The 16,758-nt window shown below is 76.0% G+C and carries 13 protein-coding genes; 9 read left to right on the forward strand and 4 right to left on the reverse strand.

Annotation, left to right across the window (positions count from 1 at the left end; all coding sequences use genetic code 11):
- Window positions 1–154: 154 nt before the first annotated feature.
- Complete coding sequence (locus tag ACFCLZ_RS35310) at window positions 155–3,289, reverse strand: amino acid adenylation domain-containing protein (protein WP_380281983.1); 3,135 nt, start codon at window positions 3,287–3,289, stop codon at window positions 155–157.
- 553 nt (window positions 3,290–3,842) lie between these two features.
- Between ACFCLZ_RS35310 and ACFCLZ_RS35315 the strand changes: the two genes are divergently transcribed.
- The 5 genes from ACFCLZ_RS35315 to ACFCLZ_RS35335 all read left to right on the forward strand — a co-directional run bounded on the left by ACFCLZ_RS35315 (window position 3,843) and on the right by ACFCLZ_RS35335 (window position 10,977).
- Entirely contained in the window at window positions 3,843–6,965 is a 3,123-nt protein-coding gene (locus ACFCLZ_RS35315) for a phosphocholine-specific phospholipase C (RefSeq protein WP_380281984.1), read from the forward strand.
- Between the two features lie 300 nt (window positions 6,966–7,265).
- Window positions 7,266–7,631 carry a hypothetical protein gene (locus ACFCLZ_RS35320; RefSeq protein WP_380281985.1) on the forward strand — a complete coding sequence of 122 codons (366 nt, stop codon included), beginning with the start codon at window positions 7,266–7,268 and terminating at the stop codon, window positions 7,629–7,631.
- 121 nt (window positions 7,632–7,752) lie between these two features.
- Window positions 7,753–8,145, forward strand: coding sequence for a hypothetical protein (locus tag ACFCLZ_RS35325; protein WP_380281986.1), 393 nt, complete (start codon window positions 7,753–7,755; stop codon window positions 8,143–8,145).
- Window positions 8,146–8,205: 60 nt separating this feature from the next.
- Complete coding sequence (locus tag ACFCLZ_RS35330) at window positions 8,206–10,374, forward strand: MMPL family transporter (protein WP_380281987.1); 2,169 nt, start codon at window positions 8,206–8,208, stop codon at window positions 10,372–10,374.
- Window positions 10,375–10,452: 78 nt separating this feature from the next.
- Complete coding sequence (locus ACFCLZ_RS35335) at window positions 10,453–10,977, forward strand: MarR family winged helix-turn-helix transcriptional regulator (RefSeq protein WP_380281988.1); 525 nt, start codon at window positions 10,453–10,455, stop codon at window positions 10,975–10,977.
- On the opposite strand, the gene ACFCLZ_RS35340 is transcribed toward ACFCLZ_RS35335, so the two are convergent.
- Entirely contained in the window at window positions 10,969–12,510 is a 1,542-nt protein-coding gene (locus ACFCLZ_RS35340) for an SDR family oxidoreductase (protein ID WP_380281989.1), read from the reverse strand. The two genes, ACFCLZ_RS35335 and ACFCLZ_RS35340, sit on opposite strands and share 9 nt — an antisense overlap.
- 386 nt (window positions 12,511–12,896) lie before the next feature.
- Here ACFCLZ_RS35340 and ACFCLZ_RS35345 point away from each other — a divergent pair, with 386 nt between their 5' ends.
- Both ACFCLZ_RS35345 and ACFCLZ_RS35350 read left to right on the forward strand, forming a co-directional pair.
- Complete coding sequence (locus tag ACFCLZ_RS35345; protein WP_380281990.1) at window positions 12,897–13,658, forward strand: CBS domain-containing protein; 762 nt, start codon at window positions 12,897–12,899, stop codon at window positions 13,656–13,658.
- Between the two features lie 194 nt (window positions 13,659–13,852).
- Window positions 13,853–14,536, forward strand: a complete 684-nt coding sequence (locus ACFCLZ_RS35350) for a beta-glucanase (protein WP_380281991.1) — start codon at window positions 13,853–13,855, stop codon at window positions 14,534–14,536.
- Here the strand turns inward: ACFCLZ_RS35350 and ACFCLZ_RS35355 are convergent, their stop codons facing one another.
- Window positions 14,537–14,908 (reverse strand): hypothetical protein, encoded by a 372-nt coding sequence (locus ACFCLZ_RS35355; RefSeq protein WP_380281992.1) that lies wholly within the window; start codon window positions 14,906–14,908, stop codon window positions 14,537–14,539.
- Window positions 14,909–15,179: 271 nt separating this feature from the next.
- On the opposite strand from ACFCLZ_RS35355, the gene ACFCLZ_RS35360 reads away from it, so the two are divergent.
- Complete coding sequence (locus ACFCLZ_RS35360; RefSeq protein ID WP_380281993.1) at window positions 15,180–15,590, forward strand: SHOCT domain-containing protein; 411 nt, start codon at window positions 15,180–15,182, stop codon at window positions 15,588–15,590.
- A 78-nt stretch (window positions 15,591–15,668) separates the two neighbouring features.
- On the opposite strand, the gene ACFCLZ_RS35365 is transcribed toward ACFCLZ_RS35360, so the two are convergent.
- A complete protein-coding gene (locus ACFCLZ_RS35365) occupies window positions 15,669–16,079 on the reverse strand; it encodes an organic hydroperoxide resistance protein (RefSeq protein ID WP_380281994.1) in 411 nt (136 codons plus the stop codon).
- A gap of 133 nt (window positions 16,080–16,212) precedes the next feature.
- Between ACFCLZ_RS35365 and ACFCLZ_RS35370 the strand changes: the two genes are divergently transcribed.
- On the forward strand, window positions 16,213–16,704 hold the full coding sequence (locus ACFCLZ_RS35370) for a MarR family winged helix-turn-helix transcriptional regulator (protein WP_380281995.1): 492 nt from the start codon (window positions 16,213–16,215) through the stop codon (window positions 16,702–16,704).
- Window positions 16,705–16,758: the final 54 nt, after the last annotated feature.

Consider the following 16,758-nt stretch of genomic DNA (forward strand, 5'->3'; position numbering starts at 1 on the left):
CGGGTGTTCCATTCGGCGCACGTCGGAGCGGTGGGCGTCGTGCCGTCGGGCGGGGTCGCCGCGAGGCCGGGCCGCCGCAGGGGAGGAGAGGCGAGGGCGCAGGGAGGGAGACGCGGGAGCGGGGTGTGGGAGGCCCGGCCGGGCCTCCCACGGGTCAGCGCAGCTCGCGGACGGCCGCGGCGATGCCGAGCGGGGTCGGGGTGGCGAAGAAGACGTCGAAGTCCAGCTCGACGCCGAGCAGGTCGCGGATCCTGGCGGTGATCTGGATGATCGTCAGGGAGTGCCCGCCGAGTTCGAAGAGGTCCTCCTCGGGGCCGAGGTCGGGCAGCCGCAGCACCTCGGACCAGATCCCGAGGACGGCGGTGAGCACCTCGTCCCGGTCCTGCGCGTCGTCGGGCGCGGCGGCGGCCGTGTCGACCGGCACCGGCGGGACGGGCAGCGCGCGCCGGTCCAGCTTGCCGTTGGGCGTCAGCGGCAGCCGGTCGAGGACCAGGAAGCGCTGCGGGACGGCGGCGCCGGGCAGCGTCCGCTGGAGGAAGGCGCGCAGTTCGGCGGGGGAGGGCGCGGTGCCCCCGGCGGCCGGGACGAGGTACCCGGCGACGAACGGCTCCTCGCCGTCCTCCTCGCGGTGCACCGCGGCGGCGGCCTCGGCGAGGCCCGGGTGGGCGAGCAGCGCGGACTCGATCTCGCCCAGCTCGATCCGGTGGCCGCGGATCTTGACCTGGTCGTCGAGCCGGCCGAGGAACTCCAGTTCGCCCTCGGGGCTCCAGGCGACCAGGTCGCCGGTGCGGTAGAGCCGGTCGCCGGGGGCGCCGAAGGGGTCGTCGACGAAGCGCTCGGCGGTCAGCTCGGGCCGCCCCAGGTAGCCCTCGGCGAGGCCGTCGCCGCCCAGGTACAGCTCGCCCGGCACCCCGATCGGCAGCGGCCGGCGCCGGGCGTCCAGCACATAGGCGCGGGTGTTGGCGATCGGCCGGCCGATCCGGACCGCCTCGGGGGCGGCCGGGAGTTCGGCGCAGGTGGACCAGATGGTGGTCTCGGTCGGCCCGTAGACATTGAGCAGCCGGTCGGTGCCGGCCCGCAGCTGCCGGGCCAGCGGCAGGGGCAGGGCCTCGCCGCCGACCAGGCCGGTCAGCCCGGACGGCAGCGGCCCGGCGCCGAGCAGGACCCGCCAGCCGGAGGGGGTGGCCTGGACGTGGGTGACGCCCTCGCGCTCGACCAGGTCGCGCAGCCCGGGCCCGTCGACGGCCAGGCCGTCCGGGGCCAGTACCAGCCGCCCGCCGGTGGTCAGCGGCAGCAGCAGTTCGAGGGCGGAGATGTCGAAGGACAGCGAGGTGAGGCCGAGCCAGACGTCCCGGGGGCCGGAGCCGAGCCGGTCGGCGAAGGCGGTGAGCAGGTTGACCAGCGCCCGGTGGCCGATCTCCACGCCCTTGGGGCGGCCGGTGGAGCCGGAGGTGTAGAGCACGTAGGCGAGCCGGCCGGGGGCGGCCCCGGTCGGCGCGGGCGCGTCCCCCGCCGCCGGGAGGCGGAGCACCGCCGGGGCGGCGGCGGCCACCTCGGGCGCCGGCTCGCGGTCGGCCAGCAGCAGGGCGGCGCCGGAGTCGGCGAGCACGAAGGCCAGCCGCTCGGCCGGGTAGCCCGGGTCCAGCGGCAGGTAGCCCGCGCCGACGGTGTGCACGGCGAGCAGCGCGGCCGGCAGGTCGGCGGTGCGGGCGAGGTGCAGGCCGACCAGGTCGTCCCGGCCGATGCCGGCCGCGGTCAGCGCGCCGGCCAGCCGCTCGGCGCGCCGCAGCAGCTCGCGGTAGGTCAGCCGCTGCTCGCCGGCCACCACGGCGAGCGCGTCCGGGGCGGCGGCGGCCTGCTCCCGGACCAGGTCGAGCACGGTCCGCTCGCCCGGGTAGGCGTGGGCGGTGGCGTTCCAGGCGGTGGTGACCAGGCGCTGCTCGGCGGCGTCCAGCAGCGGCAGCTCGCCCAGCGCCGTGCCGGGGTCGGCCGCGGCGGCGGCGAGCAGGGTGGCGAGGTGGCCGGCGATCCGCCGGGCGGCGGGCGCGGCGAGCACGGCCGGGTCGTACTGGAGGGAGAAGTCGATCGCCTCGGCGTCCTCGACGGCCTGGAGGTGCAGGGTGTTGCGGGCCGCGTGGTGGAAGACCGTCCAGTCGACCCGGGTCGCGCTGCCCGGGAAGAGCGGCTCGGCGGTGGTGCGGCGGCGGTAGCCGAAGGAGACCGGCGCGAGCCCGGCCCGGGGGGTGAGCCCGGGCACGGCGGCGCCGAACGGGACGGCGCGGTGGGCCGAGGTCAGCCGGACCTCGGCGCGCACGGCTTGGGCGTAGCGCGCGAAGGTGCTCCGCTCGTCGGCGTCGGCCGGGGCGTACACGGGCAGCTCGTTGACGAACAGGCCGATCGCCTCGTGCTGCCCGGGGCGCCGGGTGCCGAACGGGACGGCGACCGGCACGGCCTCGCCGCCGTAGCGGCGCAGCAGGCCGTGCAGGGCGGCGAGCAGGAACTCGAAGACGGTGACCCCGGCCTCCCGGGCGGCCTGCGCGAGGGCCTCCCGGCCGGCGCCGTCGAGGCGCCAGGTGACGGCCTCGCCGGGGCCGGCGTCGGTGGTGGCCCGGGCGCCGCCGGGCAGCACCGGGTCGGTGGCGGCGGCCCAGCGGGGGCCGTGGAACGCGGCGGCCCGCTCGACGTCGGCGGGGGCGGGGGCGGGGGCGGGGGCGGCGGGGGCGGCCTCGGCGGCCGACGGGGCCGCGGCGGGCGCCTCGCCCGCGAGGGCGGCGGCGTACCCGGCGGCCAGGTCGGCGGCGAGCACGTCCTTGGAGTTCCCGTCGAACACCGCGTGGTGGGCGACCACCAGCAGCTCGGCGCTGCCGTCCGGCCGCCGGTGCAGGGCGAACCGGGCGAGCGGTCCGGTGGCCAGGTCGAAGGGGAGGGCGAGCTCCTCGGCGAGCCGCTTGGCGATCGCCTCGCCGTTGTCGGCGGCGGTGTCGAGGACGGTGAGCGCGGGTGCCCGGCCGGCGGGTATCCGGTGGACCACGCCGTCCCGCTCCACCAGGGCCGCCCCGAGCGCGGGGTGCCGGGCGGCGGTCGCGGCGACGGCGCGGGCCAGGGCCCCGGTGTCGATCCGGTCGAAGGTGAGGCGCAGCGCGAGGTGGAAGACCTCGGGCACGTGGGTGAGTCTGCTGGTCAGCCAGATCCCGTGCTGGGCGGGGGAGGCGGGCCCGGTTGCGTCCGTCGCTCTCGCGGGTTCCCCCGCGGCGGGGGCGGGGTCGGGCCGGTTGGGGGAGTCGGACATGCTGTGCTCGATTCGGGAGTCGGAGACGGAGCTGCGGGGCACCCGTCCGAGCGGTGTCCGTAACGGCACGGCGCGGTCGGACGACGCGACTGCCGAAGGGCGGCCGGCCCGCCCCGCGGACCGGTCGGCAGGACGCCGAGGAACGGCCGGGCCCGACTCCCAGGATTCCCCCCTGAAGCGTCAGACGATCCGATCCTCTCCCCCGTTCGAAGATCATTGGCCTGGACCTGCCGAGAGATTTCCACAGACCACATGCCTCGTCAAGGGTTGTCCACGACCTGGCCGGTGCCTGCCGACGGTTCGTCAACTACCTTCCTTTTCCCGGATTCCGGGGAATTTGAAGGGCTGCCGTCAAAATTGCCGCGGCGACCGGGGTGGCCGGCGCCGTCGAGGGCGGCCGACGCGGGCCAAGTTGTCTGTACAGCTCGGGGTTCACTGTCCGTCACCGACGCGCCATCGAACCCCCCGTTCCCGTCCATCTGGGGCCCGTACACATAACGGGTCTGGACCAAAGCGTCCGACCGCCCCCGCTTTGTACAAGGAGCCACCCCCGATGAGTCCGAAGCCCGAACTGTCGCGCCGCACCCTGCTCGGCGGCGCGGCGGCGGCCGCCGCGCTGTCCGCCCTTCCGCTCAGCGTGCGCGAGGCGCTCGCCGCGCCGGCCCGCCCCGGCCGGCTGGCGGACATCCAGCACGTCGTGGTGTTCATGCAGGAGAACCGCGCCTTCGACCACTACTTCGGCACCCAGGCCGGCGTCCGCGGCTTCGGCGACCGCACGGCGGTGCGCGGCGTCAACGGCCGCTCGGTCTTCCACCAGCCCGACCCCAGCCGCAAGGAGGGCTACCTGCTGCCCTTCGCGATGAACGCCGCCCACACCAACGCCTACCAGCAGGGCGCCCCCGCGTTCGGCTTCGTCGACTCGATGAAGGCCTGGAACGACGGCCTCGCTGACGGCTCGGTCACCCGCCGCTCGAGCGGCTGGCTCGGCCAGGGCTACTACGAGAGCGCCGACATGCCCTTCTACCACGCGCTCTCCTCGGTGTTCACCACCTGTGACGCCTACTACGCGTCGGTGCAGTGCAACACCAACACCAACCGCGACCACGTCATGACGGGTACCAGCGGCGGCACCGTCCGGGACACCCCGGTCACCGACAACACCGAGATCCCCGGCGGCTACGAGTGGACCACCTACGCCGAGCGCCTGGAGAAGGCCGGCGTCAGCTGGAAGACCTACCAGGCGCTGGACAACTTCGACGACAACGCGCTCGCCTGGTTCACCCCCTTCGTCAAGGCCAAGCCCGGTGAGCCGCTCTACGAGCGCGGCATGCGCGCCGTCGGCGACCCGGCCAAGAAGGGCGACCCCTTCGCGATGGGCGACGCCCTGGTCGAGGCCTTCGCCGCCGACGTCCAGGCCGACGCCCTCCCGCAGGTCTCCTGGATCGTCGCCCCCGCCGCGCTCTCCGAGCACGCCAACTACGCGCCGCCGAACGGCGAGCACCTCACCGCCCGGCTGCTGGCGGCCCTCGCGGCCACGCCCGAGGTGTGGCAGAAGACCGTCTTCATCCTCAACTACGACGAGCACGGCGGATTCATGGACCACCACCTGCCGCCCGTCCCGCCGCTGGCCGCCGGCCGCGGCAAGTCCACCGTGCCGGTCGACGGCGAGGTCGTCGTCCGGGTGGGCAAGGGCGGCTCCACCTACCACCGGGTGGTCGGCCAGGACGGCAGGTACCGGGTCAAGGCCGCCGACGGCTCGCTCGCCTGGTCCGACACCCTGCCCGCCGGCGAGAGCCTGGTCTCCGGCCCCTACCCGATGGGCCTGGGCGTGCGGGTGCCGATGATCGTCGTCTCGCCGTGGACCCGCGGCGGCGTCGTCGACTCCACCGTCTACGACCACACCTCGGTGCTGCGCTTCCTGGAGCAGCGGTTCGGCATCCAGGAGCCCAACATCAGCCCCTGGCGGCGCTCGGTCTGCGGCGACCTCACCAACGTCTTCGACTTCTCCGGCCGTGACCCGCGCCGGCCCGAGCTGCCGGACACCAGCGGCAACCGCCAGAAGGTCACCGACACCGGCAGGCTGCCCGCGCCCACCGTGCCCGACCCGCAGGTCTTCCCGCAGCAGGAGCGCGGCACCCGGCCCGCCCGCCCGGCCCCGTACGACCTGATCGTCAAGCCGCGCCTCAAGGGCGACCAGCTGACCGTCGACTTCATCAACCAGGGCAAGCAGGGCGCCGTCCTCGCGGTCTACCCGGAGCCCGGCACCCCGCCGCGCCACTACACCGTCGGCGCCAAGTCCCGGCTCTCCGACGTCTGGACGGTCGGCCGGGACGGCTACGACCTGCGCGTGCACGGCCCCAACGGTGCGCTGTGGCACCTGCGCGGCACCGTCGAGGCGCCCTACGAGATCTCGCTCTCCGAGGAGAAGGACGGCAAGGTGCTGGAGGTGGACGTGATCAACCGCTCGCGCACCGCCCAGACCTTCCTGGTCGGCGACCTCGCCTACGGTGACGGTCTGCGCGAGGTCCGGGTCGCCGCCGGGGACGACCGGACCGTCAACGTCAAGGTCGGCCCCGAGGGCTGGTACGACGTCGCCGTCGGCGTCCGCGGCGAGCTGGGCTTCCGCCGCCGGATCGCCGGCCGCTTCCCCTGGGACGGCGAGCACCTGCTCACCGACCCGGCGATGGGCCTGGCCGACCCGCTGGCCGTGGACGTCGCGCTCAAGGCCGCCTCGACCACCATCGACGAGGCGATCCTGCTGCCCGGCCGCCCGGCCCGGGTCACCGCCCGCTTCACCGCCACCACCGCGCTGACCGCGCTGGAGGCCCAGCCGGTCGTCCCGGCCGGCTGGACGGTCGCCGCCGTCACCGCCGCGCCCGCCTCGCTCGCCGCGGGGGCCACCGCCACCGCCGAGTGGGACGTCACCCCGCCCGCCCAGCTGCCGGACGGTGCCGCCCACCGCGTCCTGGTCACCGCCCGGGCGCAGGCCGGCGACCGCTTCGCCGTCGCCGACGGCGAGCTCGCCGCCCGCACCGCGCCGGTGATGGCCGGCCATCTGCTCGGCGAGGACTTCGAGTCGCTGGCCGGCGCGCTCCAGCCGGTCGGCGGAGTCCTCGGCTGGACGCCGCAGGCGCCGCAGGGCTGGTCGGTGGTCAACGCACCGGGCATGCCGCAGGGCACCACCCGCCTCCAGGGCTGGACCTTCCACACCAAGCGCGAGTGGTCCAACCCGGCCGGCCAGGACCGCGGCAACTTCACCCGCGGCCTGGGCATCCTGGCCGTCGCCGACCCGGACGACTGGGACGACACCGGCTCGCCGTCCAAGAAGGGCGTCTTCGACTCGACCCTGGTCTCGCCCGCGGTGCCCGTCCCCGCCGGCGCCACCACCCTGTACCTGGGCTTCGACTCGCACTACCGGCAGGAGGCCCCGCAGAAGGCCGCGGTCACCGCGGTGTTCGACAACGGCACCGAGACCCGCCTGGTGTTCTACAGCTCCGACGCCACCGGCAACGACAACGCCGGCAAGGACGTCCAGAACACCTTCGTCGCCAAGCAGTTCGCCGTCCCGGCGGGCGCCCGCGGCGTGACGCTGAAGTTCCGGATGTACGACGCCGGGAACAACTGGTTCTGGGCCGTCGACCACATCCGCCTGGACGTCAAGCCGATCACGGGCTGACGCCCCCCGCCCCGCCCGGCCCGTCCGCGCCCCGCCCGGCCCGTCCGCGCCCCGCCCGGCCCGTCCGCGCCCCGCCCGGCCCGTCCGCGCCCCGCCCGGCCCGTCCGCGCCCCGCCCGGCCCGTCCGCGCCCCGCCCACCGGGGGAGCGGACGGGCCCTCGGCGGCGGGCTGTCAACAGGCGCGAACGCGTCGCGCACCTCCGCGCACCGGACCGGAAAGCCTCTGGCCGTGTACATGATCGCACCGGTAGGAATGGGTGGCCGGTGCGGACCGCCCGCACCGTCGAGAGGAGCCGCACCGTGTCCCGTCTTCGTGCCGCCGCCCTGGCCCTCGGCTGTACCGCCGCCGCGCTCACCCTGACCGCGACCACCGCGCACGCCGCCCCCGGCGACACCCAGAACGTCTGCGCCAGCCAGCTCACCCCCGCCGGCTGGGTCGACGTCCAGTGGTGGAACGACATCAGCTGCTCCTCGACCTTCAGCCCCAACAAGAAGCAGATCAAGCAGATCGCCGGTCTGCCGATCGGCACCACGCTCACCGTGTGCGCCTCGACCTACCAGCCGGCCGGCTGGGTGCAGCTCTCCTCGTTCTACAACAGCAGCTGCAACTACTCGGCCGTGCCGAGCTTCAACAACAACGCCTGGCAGATCAAGCGCGTCTCCTGACGCCCCACGGGCAGCGTGCCGACGGCCCACCGGTCCCGCGCCGGTGGGCCGTCGGCGTGCCCGGGCCCGACGGCGCCAGACTGGGCGCACCCGTCCGCCACCCACCCGGGAGACCACCGCCATGCACCAGCGCCTGCTGCGCCTCACCGGCGCCGCCACCGCCGTCTACGGACTCGCCGTCGCCCGCCGACCGGCGCTGCTCGCCCGCCCCTCCGGCCTCACCGCGCCCGACGGCTCGGTGCCCGCCCCGGTCGCCGCCTGCCTGCGCCCGCTCGCGCTCCGCGACGCCGCCTGCGGCCTCGCCATGGCCCTCGCCCCGAACGACGCCGCGCTGCGCACCGCCACCGCCGTCCGGATCGCCTCCGACCTCGGCGACGCCGCCCTGCTCGCCACCGCCCTCCCGGCCCGGCGGCACCGGGTGATGGCGGTCGCCGTCTCGGTCGGCTGGGGCGCGCTCTCGGTGGCCGGACTCCTGGCGCGGCCGCGAGGTCTCTCCACCCGTCAAGTCTCTTGACCATCGAGAGATATGATCCGGGCTGTCCGCACCCCGCCCCAGTCCGGAGGGCGCCCCGCCATGCCCGCTGACCGTCCCGCCCCCGCCGCCGCACCGCCGGCCCCGTCCGCCCGGCGGCGCCGCGCCCGGTTGCTCGTCCCGCTCGCCCTGCTGGTCGTCTGGCTCGGCCTCGGCGGCGCCTTCGGCTCCTACGCGGGCCGGCTCGGCGAGGTCGCCACCAACGACCGGGCCGCCTTCCTGCCCCGCAGCGCCGAGTCCACCGAGGCCGCCCGGCTCGGCGCCGGCTTCCGGGCCGGCGACTCCCTGCCGGTCATCGTCGTCTGGGAGAGCCGCACCGGCCCCCTCGACGACACCCGCCGCTCCGCCGCCGAGCAGGCCCTGCACGCCGCCGCCGCGCTGCCCGGCGCCACCGGACGCGTCTCGCCCGCCGTCCCCGCCGCCGACGGCCGCGCCCTCCAGGGCGTCGTCCAGCTGCGCGCCGACCTCGGCCGCGAGACCGGCGACACCGTGCGCGCCGTCCGCGCACTCGCCGAAGGCGTCCCCGACACCACCGTCGGCCTGGCCGGACCCGCCGCCATCCTCGCCGACCTCGGCGGCGCCTTCGCCGGCATCGACGGCCTGCTGCTCGGCGTCGCGCTCGGCGTCGTCCTGCTGATCCTGCTCGCCGTCTACCGCGCCGTGCTGCTGCCGCTGCTGGTCATCCTCGGTGCCGTCTTCGCCCTCGGCATCGCCTGCGCCCTGGTCTACCTGCTCGCCGACCACGGCCTGGTCACCGTCGACGGCCAGATCCAGGGCCTGCTGTCGATCCTCGTCATCGGCGCCGCCACCGACTACGGCCTGCTGCTCTCCGCCCGCTTCCGCGAGGAACTGCACCTGCACGGCGACCGGTTCGCCGCGCTGCGCACCGCCTGGCGGCAGTCCGTCGAGCCGATCACCGCCTCCGGTGCCACCGTCGCGCTCGGCCTGCTGGTGCTGCTGCTCTCCGACCTGACCAACAACCGGGCGCTCGGCCCGGTCGGCGCCATCGGCATCGGCTGCGCCGTGCTCTCCGCGCTCACCTTTCTGCCGGCCGCCCTGGTGCTGGCCGGGCGCGCCGCCTACTGGCCGTCCCGGCCCGCCGCCGACGGCCGGGCCCCGGTGCACGCCGTCTGGGCCCGGGTCGCGGCCCTGGTCGCCCGCCGCCCGCGCGCCCTGTGGGCGGCGAGCCTGGCCGTGCTCGCGGCACTGGCCGCCCTCGCCCCCACCCTGGACGCCGGCGGCGTGCCGCAGAGCGAACTGTTCGTCAAGGCCCAGCCCTCGGCGGCCGGCCAGCGGCTGCTCTCCGCGCACTTCCCGGGCGGCAGCGGCAACCCCGCCGTGGTGATCGCCGCCGCCGACCGCTCGGAGGCCGTCACCGCGGCGGCCGCCGCCGTCCCCGGCGTGGCCGCCGTGCGCGCCACCACCGCCGGGGCGCCGGGCGGCGCGCCGCTGGTCGTCGACGGCCGGGTCCGGCTGGAGGCGACGCTCACCGACCCGGCCGACAGCGACGCGGCGATCGCCACCGTCCACCGGCTGCGGCAGGCCGTGCACGCCGTCCCGGGCGCGGACACGCTGGTCGGCGGCTACACCGCCCAGCAGGACGACACCCGGACCACCGCCGCCCGCGACCGCACCCTCATCACCCCGGTGGTGCTGCTGTGCGTGCTCGCCGTCCTCGTCCTGCTGCTGCGTTCGCTGGTCGCCCCGGTACTGCTGGCCGCCACCGTCGGGCTCTCCTACCTGGCGACGCTCGGCGTGAGCGCGGTGGTCTTCCCGCACGTGTTCGGGTTCTCCGCCGTGGACCCCTCGGTCCCGCTCTACGGGTACGTGTTCCTGGTCGCGCTCGGGGTCGACTACAACATCTTCCTGATGACCCGGGTGCGCGAGGAGGCGCTGCGCTCCGGCACCCGGGAGGGGGTGCTGCGCGGGCTCACCGCCACCGGCGGGGTGATCACCTCGGCGGGGGTGGTGCTGGCCGCGACCTTCGCCGCGCTCGGCGTGATCCCGCTGGCCTTCCTGGCCCAGATCGCCTTCATCGTGGCGTTCGGCGTGCTGCTGGACACCCTGCTGGTGCGCTCGCTGCTGGTGCCCGCCCTGGTCCGGGACCTCGGCGACCGGGTCTGGTGGCCGGCCCGCACCGGGCGCGCGGTGCCGGGAGCGGCCCCGGCGGTGCCGGAGCCGGCGGGTGAGCGCGTGGGCCCGGGGATCTGAGCGCGGGCGGCGGGCGGCGGGCGGCACCGTTAGGCTGAACGGGTTAGCCCGACCTCGCACGCAACCGGAGAACACGCCTTGGCGGAACAGGGGGAGCCGCAGGGCTCCGGTACGCCGGAGCTCGGCCGTCTGCTGCAGGACCTCGCCTCCGAGATGAACCTGCTCGGCCACGGCTTCGCCGCCGCGAGCGGCCTGCACACCACCGACGTCCAGGCCCTGCTCGCGATCATGCGCGCCGGCCCGACGCCCCACGGCGCCCAGGCCCGGGGCGGCCGCGTCGCCGAGGAGCCCGCCGCGTCCCCGGGCATCACCCCCGGGCGGCTCGGCGAGGAACTCGGCCTCTCCTCGGGCGCGGTCACCGCCGTACTGGACCGCCTGGAGCGGGCCGGGCACATCCGCCGCACCCGGGACGCGGCGGACCGGCGGCTGGTCCTGGTGCACTACCTCCCGGGCGCCGGCCGGATGGCGGCCGAGTGGTTCGCGCCGGTCGCCCGCCGCACCGAGACGGTGCGCGCCGAGTTCACCCCCGGCGAACTCGCCGCCGTGGCCCGCTTCCTCGATCGGATGACCGGCGAGCTGGAGGACCTGCGCCACTCACGCTGAGCCGCCCGCCGGTCCGCCCCGGCGGCCCAGGGGTCCACGCGCCGCCTGCTCGGTGATCCGCCGGGCCATCCCGCCGAAGACCACGGCGTGGAACGGCGCCACCGCCCACCAGTACGCGTGCCCGGCCAGCCCGCGCGGGTGGAACAGCGCCCGCTGCCGGTACCGGCTCCCGCCCGCGCCGTCCGGCGCGACCGTGAGCTCCAGCCAGGCCGGCCCGGGCAGCCGCATCTCCGCGCGCAGCCGCAGCAGCCGCCCCGGTTCGATCTCCTCCACCCGCCAGAAGTCGAGCGACTCGCCGACCCGCAGCCGCGCCGGGTCCCGCCGCCCCCGGCGCAGCCCCACACCGCCGACCAGTCGGTCGACCCAGCCGCGCACGGCCCAGCCGAGCGGGAAGGAGTACCAGCCGTTCTCCCCGCCGATCCCCTCCACGACCCGCCACAGCGCCGCCGGGTCGGCGTCCACCCGCAGCTCCCGGACGTCCTGGTAGAGGCTTCCGCCGGCCCAGTCCGGGTCGGTCGGCAGCGGGTCGCTCGGGGCGCCGGGCAGCGAGGCGGAGGACCACCGGGTGGCGACGTCCGCGTCCCGGATCCTCCGCAGCGCGAGCCCGACCGCCGCGTCGAAGCCGATGGCGCCGCCCGGGGGCTCCGGCAGGTACCGGTCGAGGTCGTGCTCGCCGCGGACCACCTCGTACCGCAGCGACTCCACCAGCGGCCGGGCGATCGACCCCGGCACCGGCGTCACCAGGCCGACCCAGAGACTGGAGAGCCGCGGGGTGAGGACGGGGACGGCGAGGATCAGCCGGCGGGGCAGCCCGGCCACCGCCGCGTAGCGCTCCATCATGCGCCGGTACGTCAGCACCTCCGGCCCGCCGATGTCGAAGGCGCGGTTCACCCCGGGCGGCAGGCCGGCGGCCCCGACCAGCAGCCGCAGCACGTCCCGTACGGCGATCGGCTGGATCCGGGTCTCCACCCAGCGCGGGGTCACCATCACCGGCAGGCGCTCGGTGAGGTACCGGAGCATCTCGAAGGAGGCCGACCCCGAGCCGATGATCACCGCGGCCCGCAGTTCGGCGGTCGGCACGCCGCTGTCGCGCAGCACCCGTCCGACCTCGACCCGCGAGCGCAGGTGCGGGGAGAGCCGCCCGGCCGCAACCCCGGCGGGCGCGAGCCCGCCCAGGTAGACGATCCGGCGCACCCCGGCCAGGGCCGCCGCCCGCCCGAAGGCCGCGGCGGCGGCCCGGTCGGTGGCCTCGAACCCGGGGCCGGTGCCGAGCGCGTGCACCAGGTAGTAGGCGACGTCGATCCCGGTGAAGGCGCCGTCCAGGCTCTCCGGCCGGGTGACGTCCCCGGCGACGGCCTCGACCCGTTCGCGCCAGGGGTGGTCGCGCAGCCGGTCCGGATCCCGGACCAGACACCGGACGGCGTGCCCGGCGTCCAGCAGCTCCGGCACCAGCCGGCCGCCGATGTACCCGGTGGCCCCGGTGACCAGGCAGCGCGGCGGGCCGGGAGGAACGCGGTCGGCGGCATCGGTCACGGTGGCTCCCGGGGGGCGGTCGGCGGCATCGGTCACGGTGGCTCCCGGGGGGCGGTCGGCGGTCGCCACGATGATCTCCGCAGCGGACCGCACCCGCACGGGGGGCGGCCGGGCTGCCGCCCGTCCGGCGCAACGCGGCGGCCCCGGCCGGCGGGCCGGGCCTCGTGGCGCCCGGTGCCGTGCGGTGCCGTCCGGTGCCGTCCGTGTCGGAGCGGCGTCGGGCCGGACGGGCCCTTGGTCCCGCCGATTCAGCCCCTTGGCCCCTGGCGGATCGCCCGGTCGGGGGAGATGCTCCTGGTACAGCCGATCGGACGAGCAGAGGTCCGGTCGGACCGCGCCTTCGGACGAGGTGAACCGGCGTGCGGCATGCCACCGTCGAATCAGTGATGACCAGTCCCGTGGTCCGGGTCGCTCCCGAGACCGGCTTCCGGGAGATCGTCGCGCTGTTGGCCGAGTACGACATCACCGGTGTGCCGGTGGTGGACGGCGAGGGCCGGCCGCTCGGCATCGTCTCGGAGGCCGACCTGCTGCTCACCCTGGCCGCCCAGGAGGACGCGGGCAGTCACATGCCGCCGCCGGACCTCCCCCGGACCGGCCCGGACGGCGCGGTCACGGCCGCCGACCTGATGACCGGACCGGCGGTCTGCGTCACCCCGAACGCCAGTGTGGTCGTGGCGGCCCGGCTGATGAGCCGGCACGGTGTGAAGCGGCTGCCGGTGCTGGACGAGGAGGGCCGGGTGTTCGCCATGGTCAGCCGGGGCGACCTGCTGCGGGTCTTCCTGCGCGAGGACCGGGTGATCCGCCGCGAGATCGTGGAGGAGGTGCTCGGCCGGATCGAGGGCGTGAGCCCCGCCGAGGTGGGCGTCGAGGTGGACCAGGGGCGGGTGGTGCTGAGCGGTACCGTGCCCGAGCCGCACCTCGTCCCGATCGTGCTGAAGCTCTGCCGCTCGGTCGACGGCGTCGTGTCGGTGACCGACCGGCTGAGCGCCGACACCTTCGGCGGCATGGGGCCCGCGGGCCCCGCAGGCCCCGCTGGTTCCGCTGGTCCCGCGGGCCCCGAGGACGGCTCCGGTGGTCTCCCGGCCGGGCCGGGGGGCGCGCACGACGGCGGCACACAGGGGAGCGACACGCCCGCGCCCATCGGCTGACCCCGCACGCCCGCGCACCGGGCCTGCTCGCGCGCCGATCACGCGCCGATCGCGCGCGGCGCCCGCGCTGTGCACGCGGACTCCCCGCTGGACCCGGAGCGTCCGGTTCGAATATCGCGTTGCGTACCGGGTATCTCACCCAGCGTGTGCGGCGGTAGCGGGCCGCCGCGACGCCGGGTACCGGGGAGGCAGCCGTGGCCGTCGTGTTCGACGCGGACTTCACATCGACCAGCCAGTGGGTCGCGGGGCGCAGCAGCTCCTATCCCCGGATGGGGCCGACCAACCGGGGCGACCACAAACTCGACTTCCTCAGCCGCGACTACTGCCCCGACGGCCTGTTCGCCGCGACCCGGCGGCCCGGCGGGGAGCTGTGGACGTGCAATCTTCTCACCACCGAGGGCAGCCCGGAGAGCTTCCAGGTGCGCACCGGCGACACCCTGAGCGCCCGGGTCACGCTGCCCGTCGAACTGGGCGCCTGGCCGGCGATCTGGACGTGGCGGGACGGCGGCAACGAGATCGACGTGTTCGAGTACCACCCCGACAACCCGGACCTGCTGGAGGTCTCCAACCACGTCCGGGGCGGCTACCGGTACTGGCACGGGGCCGGGGCCGGCATAGCCCCCGGCGCCACCTTCGGCCTGCGGACCGTCTTCGGTGCGTACTCGGTGGACTGGTTCGTCGACGACACCCTCATCCACGCCGACCGCCGGGGCGTGGGCGCCGACTGGCACGCCTACCTGATCGTCAACCTCTCGGTCGCGGACGGCACCTACCACGCCCGTCCGCCGGCCTACGGGCCGGACCGGCTCGGCTGGACCTGCCACGGCCTGCGGGTCGAACGCGGTGCCCCGGACGGCGGATCGCCGCGGCGCAGCTGATCAGCGCTCGGGGGCGAACATCGCCGTGATCAGGCCGCGTGGCCCGGAGCGCTGGAACCAGACCACCCGGCGGTACGGGCCGATGTGCGCGGGGTGCGTCACGTAGAGGTCGTCGCGCGGCGCGGACTCGTTGCCGGGTGCGAGCGCGGCGTCCACCGCGTTGGCGGCGATGGACCGCAGCAGCGCGTGCGCGGTCGCCGCTGCGGCGTTGGGGGAGATGGCCAGCGCGGAGAGCTCGAACCAGAGCGCCGTTGAGACGTAGCCGATAGGGGAGAGGCCGAGGGCGGGGTGGGGGCGGTGGTCCTGGTAGCGGAGCAGCACCCCGGCCGCGACGAGGCGCTCGCGGTCGTCGGCCGGCGGGTGGTGGTTCATGGGGCGAACGCTACCCGGCCGTCCACGGGCGGCCCCGGGCCCGGGGGTTTCCGGGGCGGGAGGGCGCGTGCCGGCCGGTGCCCCGGCCCCTCGCGCCTGCTTTCCGCACGCCTGGTCCCTCACCTGATCCCTCCCGCCTGCTTCCTCCCATCTGCTTCCTCACGCCGCTCCGACAGGCGCGGGCGCACGATGGTGGTGAGGCGCCGATCGCCCCGGTACGGGTCGGCCGTCACGGCCGCCGCCCGTGCACCGGGGTGGTGAGGAGGTCGTGATGACGCACTGGAACGGCCATGGCTACGGCCATGGGTTCGGGGGCTGGGGCCTGGGGCTGATGGCGTTGGGGCTGCTGCTGGTCCTGCTGGCGCTGGCGGCCGTCGTGGTGGTCCTGGTCCGGCAGTCGAGGGCGGCCGGGCCGCCGCCCAAGGGGGCGTGGGCCGCGCATCCGCCGGGTCCGGTGGGCGGGGCGCCGCCGGTGCCGTTGCCCGAGCAGGTGCTCGCGGAGCGGTTCGCGCGCGGTGAGATCGACGCCGAGGAGTACCGGCACCGCCTGGACGTCCTGCGCTCCACGGGCGGCGGACCGGCGGCCGGTGCGCCGCCGCCCTCACCCCCGACTCCGCCTTCGCCCGAGCCGCCGCCTTCGCCGAAGCCGCCGCCGTATCCGCCCGAGGGGCCCGGCGGGTGACGGTCGGCGGGTGACGGGTGACGCGCCGGGGCCCGCCGCGCGATCTGCGCGACGGGCCCCGGCGATGACCGGCCTGCGTCACTCGACGACGAGCTCGACCGGGATGTTGCCGCGGGTGGCGCGGGAGTAGGGGCACACCTCGTGCGCCTTCTTGACCAGCAGCTCGCCGGTCTCGCCCGCCAGCGCCTCGGGCAGCTCCACCCGCAGCACCACCGAGAGGCCGAAGGCCTCGCCGTCGCGGCCGATGGACACCTCGGCGGTCACCGAGATGTCGCCGGTGTCCACCTTCGACTGCCGGCCGACCAGGCTCAGCGCGCTGGCGAAACAGGCGGAGTAGCCGGCCGCGAACAGCTGCTCCGGGTTGGTGCCCCGGCCGCTGCCGCCGAGGCCGGGCGGCATCGCCAGGGCGAGGTCGAGCTGCCCGTCGGAGCTGACCGCGCGGCCCTCCCGGCCGTTGGCGGTGGCGACCGCGGTGTAGAGCGCGTCCATGTCCGTTCCCTTCCGTCCTGCGTACGAAGTGCCGGTCGGACGGCCCGGGCGGGCCGCCTGCCGGAAACAAGTAGAGCACGCAATTCAATTGTGCACAACTGAATCGCGTGTGCGGCGTCGCTACCATGGATCCATGACCGAGCCGACCGAGCTGCCAGACCTGCCCGACGACGCCGATCCGCTCCTCCTGGACCGGCAGATCTGCTTCTCGCTGAACGCCGCCTCCCGCGCTTTCGGGGGCGTCTACCGGGTGCTGCTCAAGGACCTCGGCCTGACCTACCCGCAGTACCTGGTGATGCTCGTCCTCTGGGAGCACGGCGAGCTGCCGGTCAAGCGGATCGGCGCGTACCTGCGGCTCGACTCCGGCACCCTCTCCCCGCTGCTCAAGCGGCTGGAGGCGGCCGGTCTGGTGCGCCGCGAGCGCAGCGCCGAGGACGAGCGCTCGGTCACCGTCGGTCTCACCGACGAGGGCTCGGCCCTGCGCGAGCGGGCCGGCCGGGTGCCGCGCCGCCTGCTCGCCGCCACCGGCCTGCCCGTCGAGGAGCTCACCGCCCTGCGCGCGCTGCTCGACCAGCTCACCCTTGCGCTCGACTCCGCCGTCCCGGGGCTCGCCGCGGAGGAGTGAGGCGGCTCGCCGGTGCGGGCGTCGGTCCCGGGGAGTCGGCCCCGGGGCCGGGGC

It is taken from the genome of Kitasatospora purpeofusca, from assembly GCF_042691725.1.
Taxonomy (GTDB): Bacteria; Actinomycetota; Actinomycetes; order Streptomycetales; family Streptomycetaceae; genus Kitasatospora; species Kitasatospora purpeofusca_B.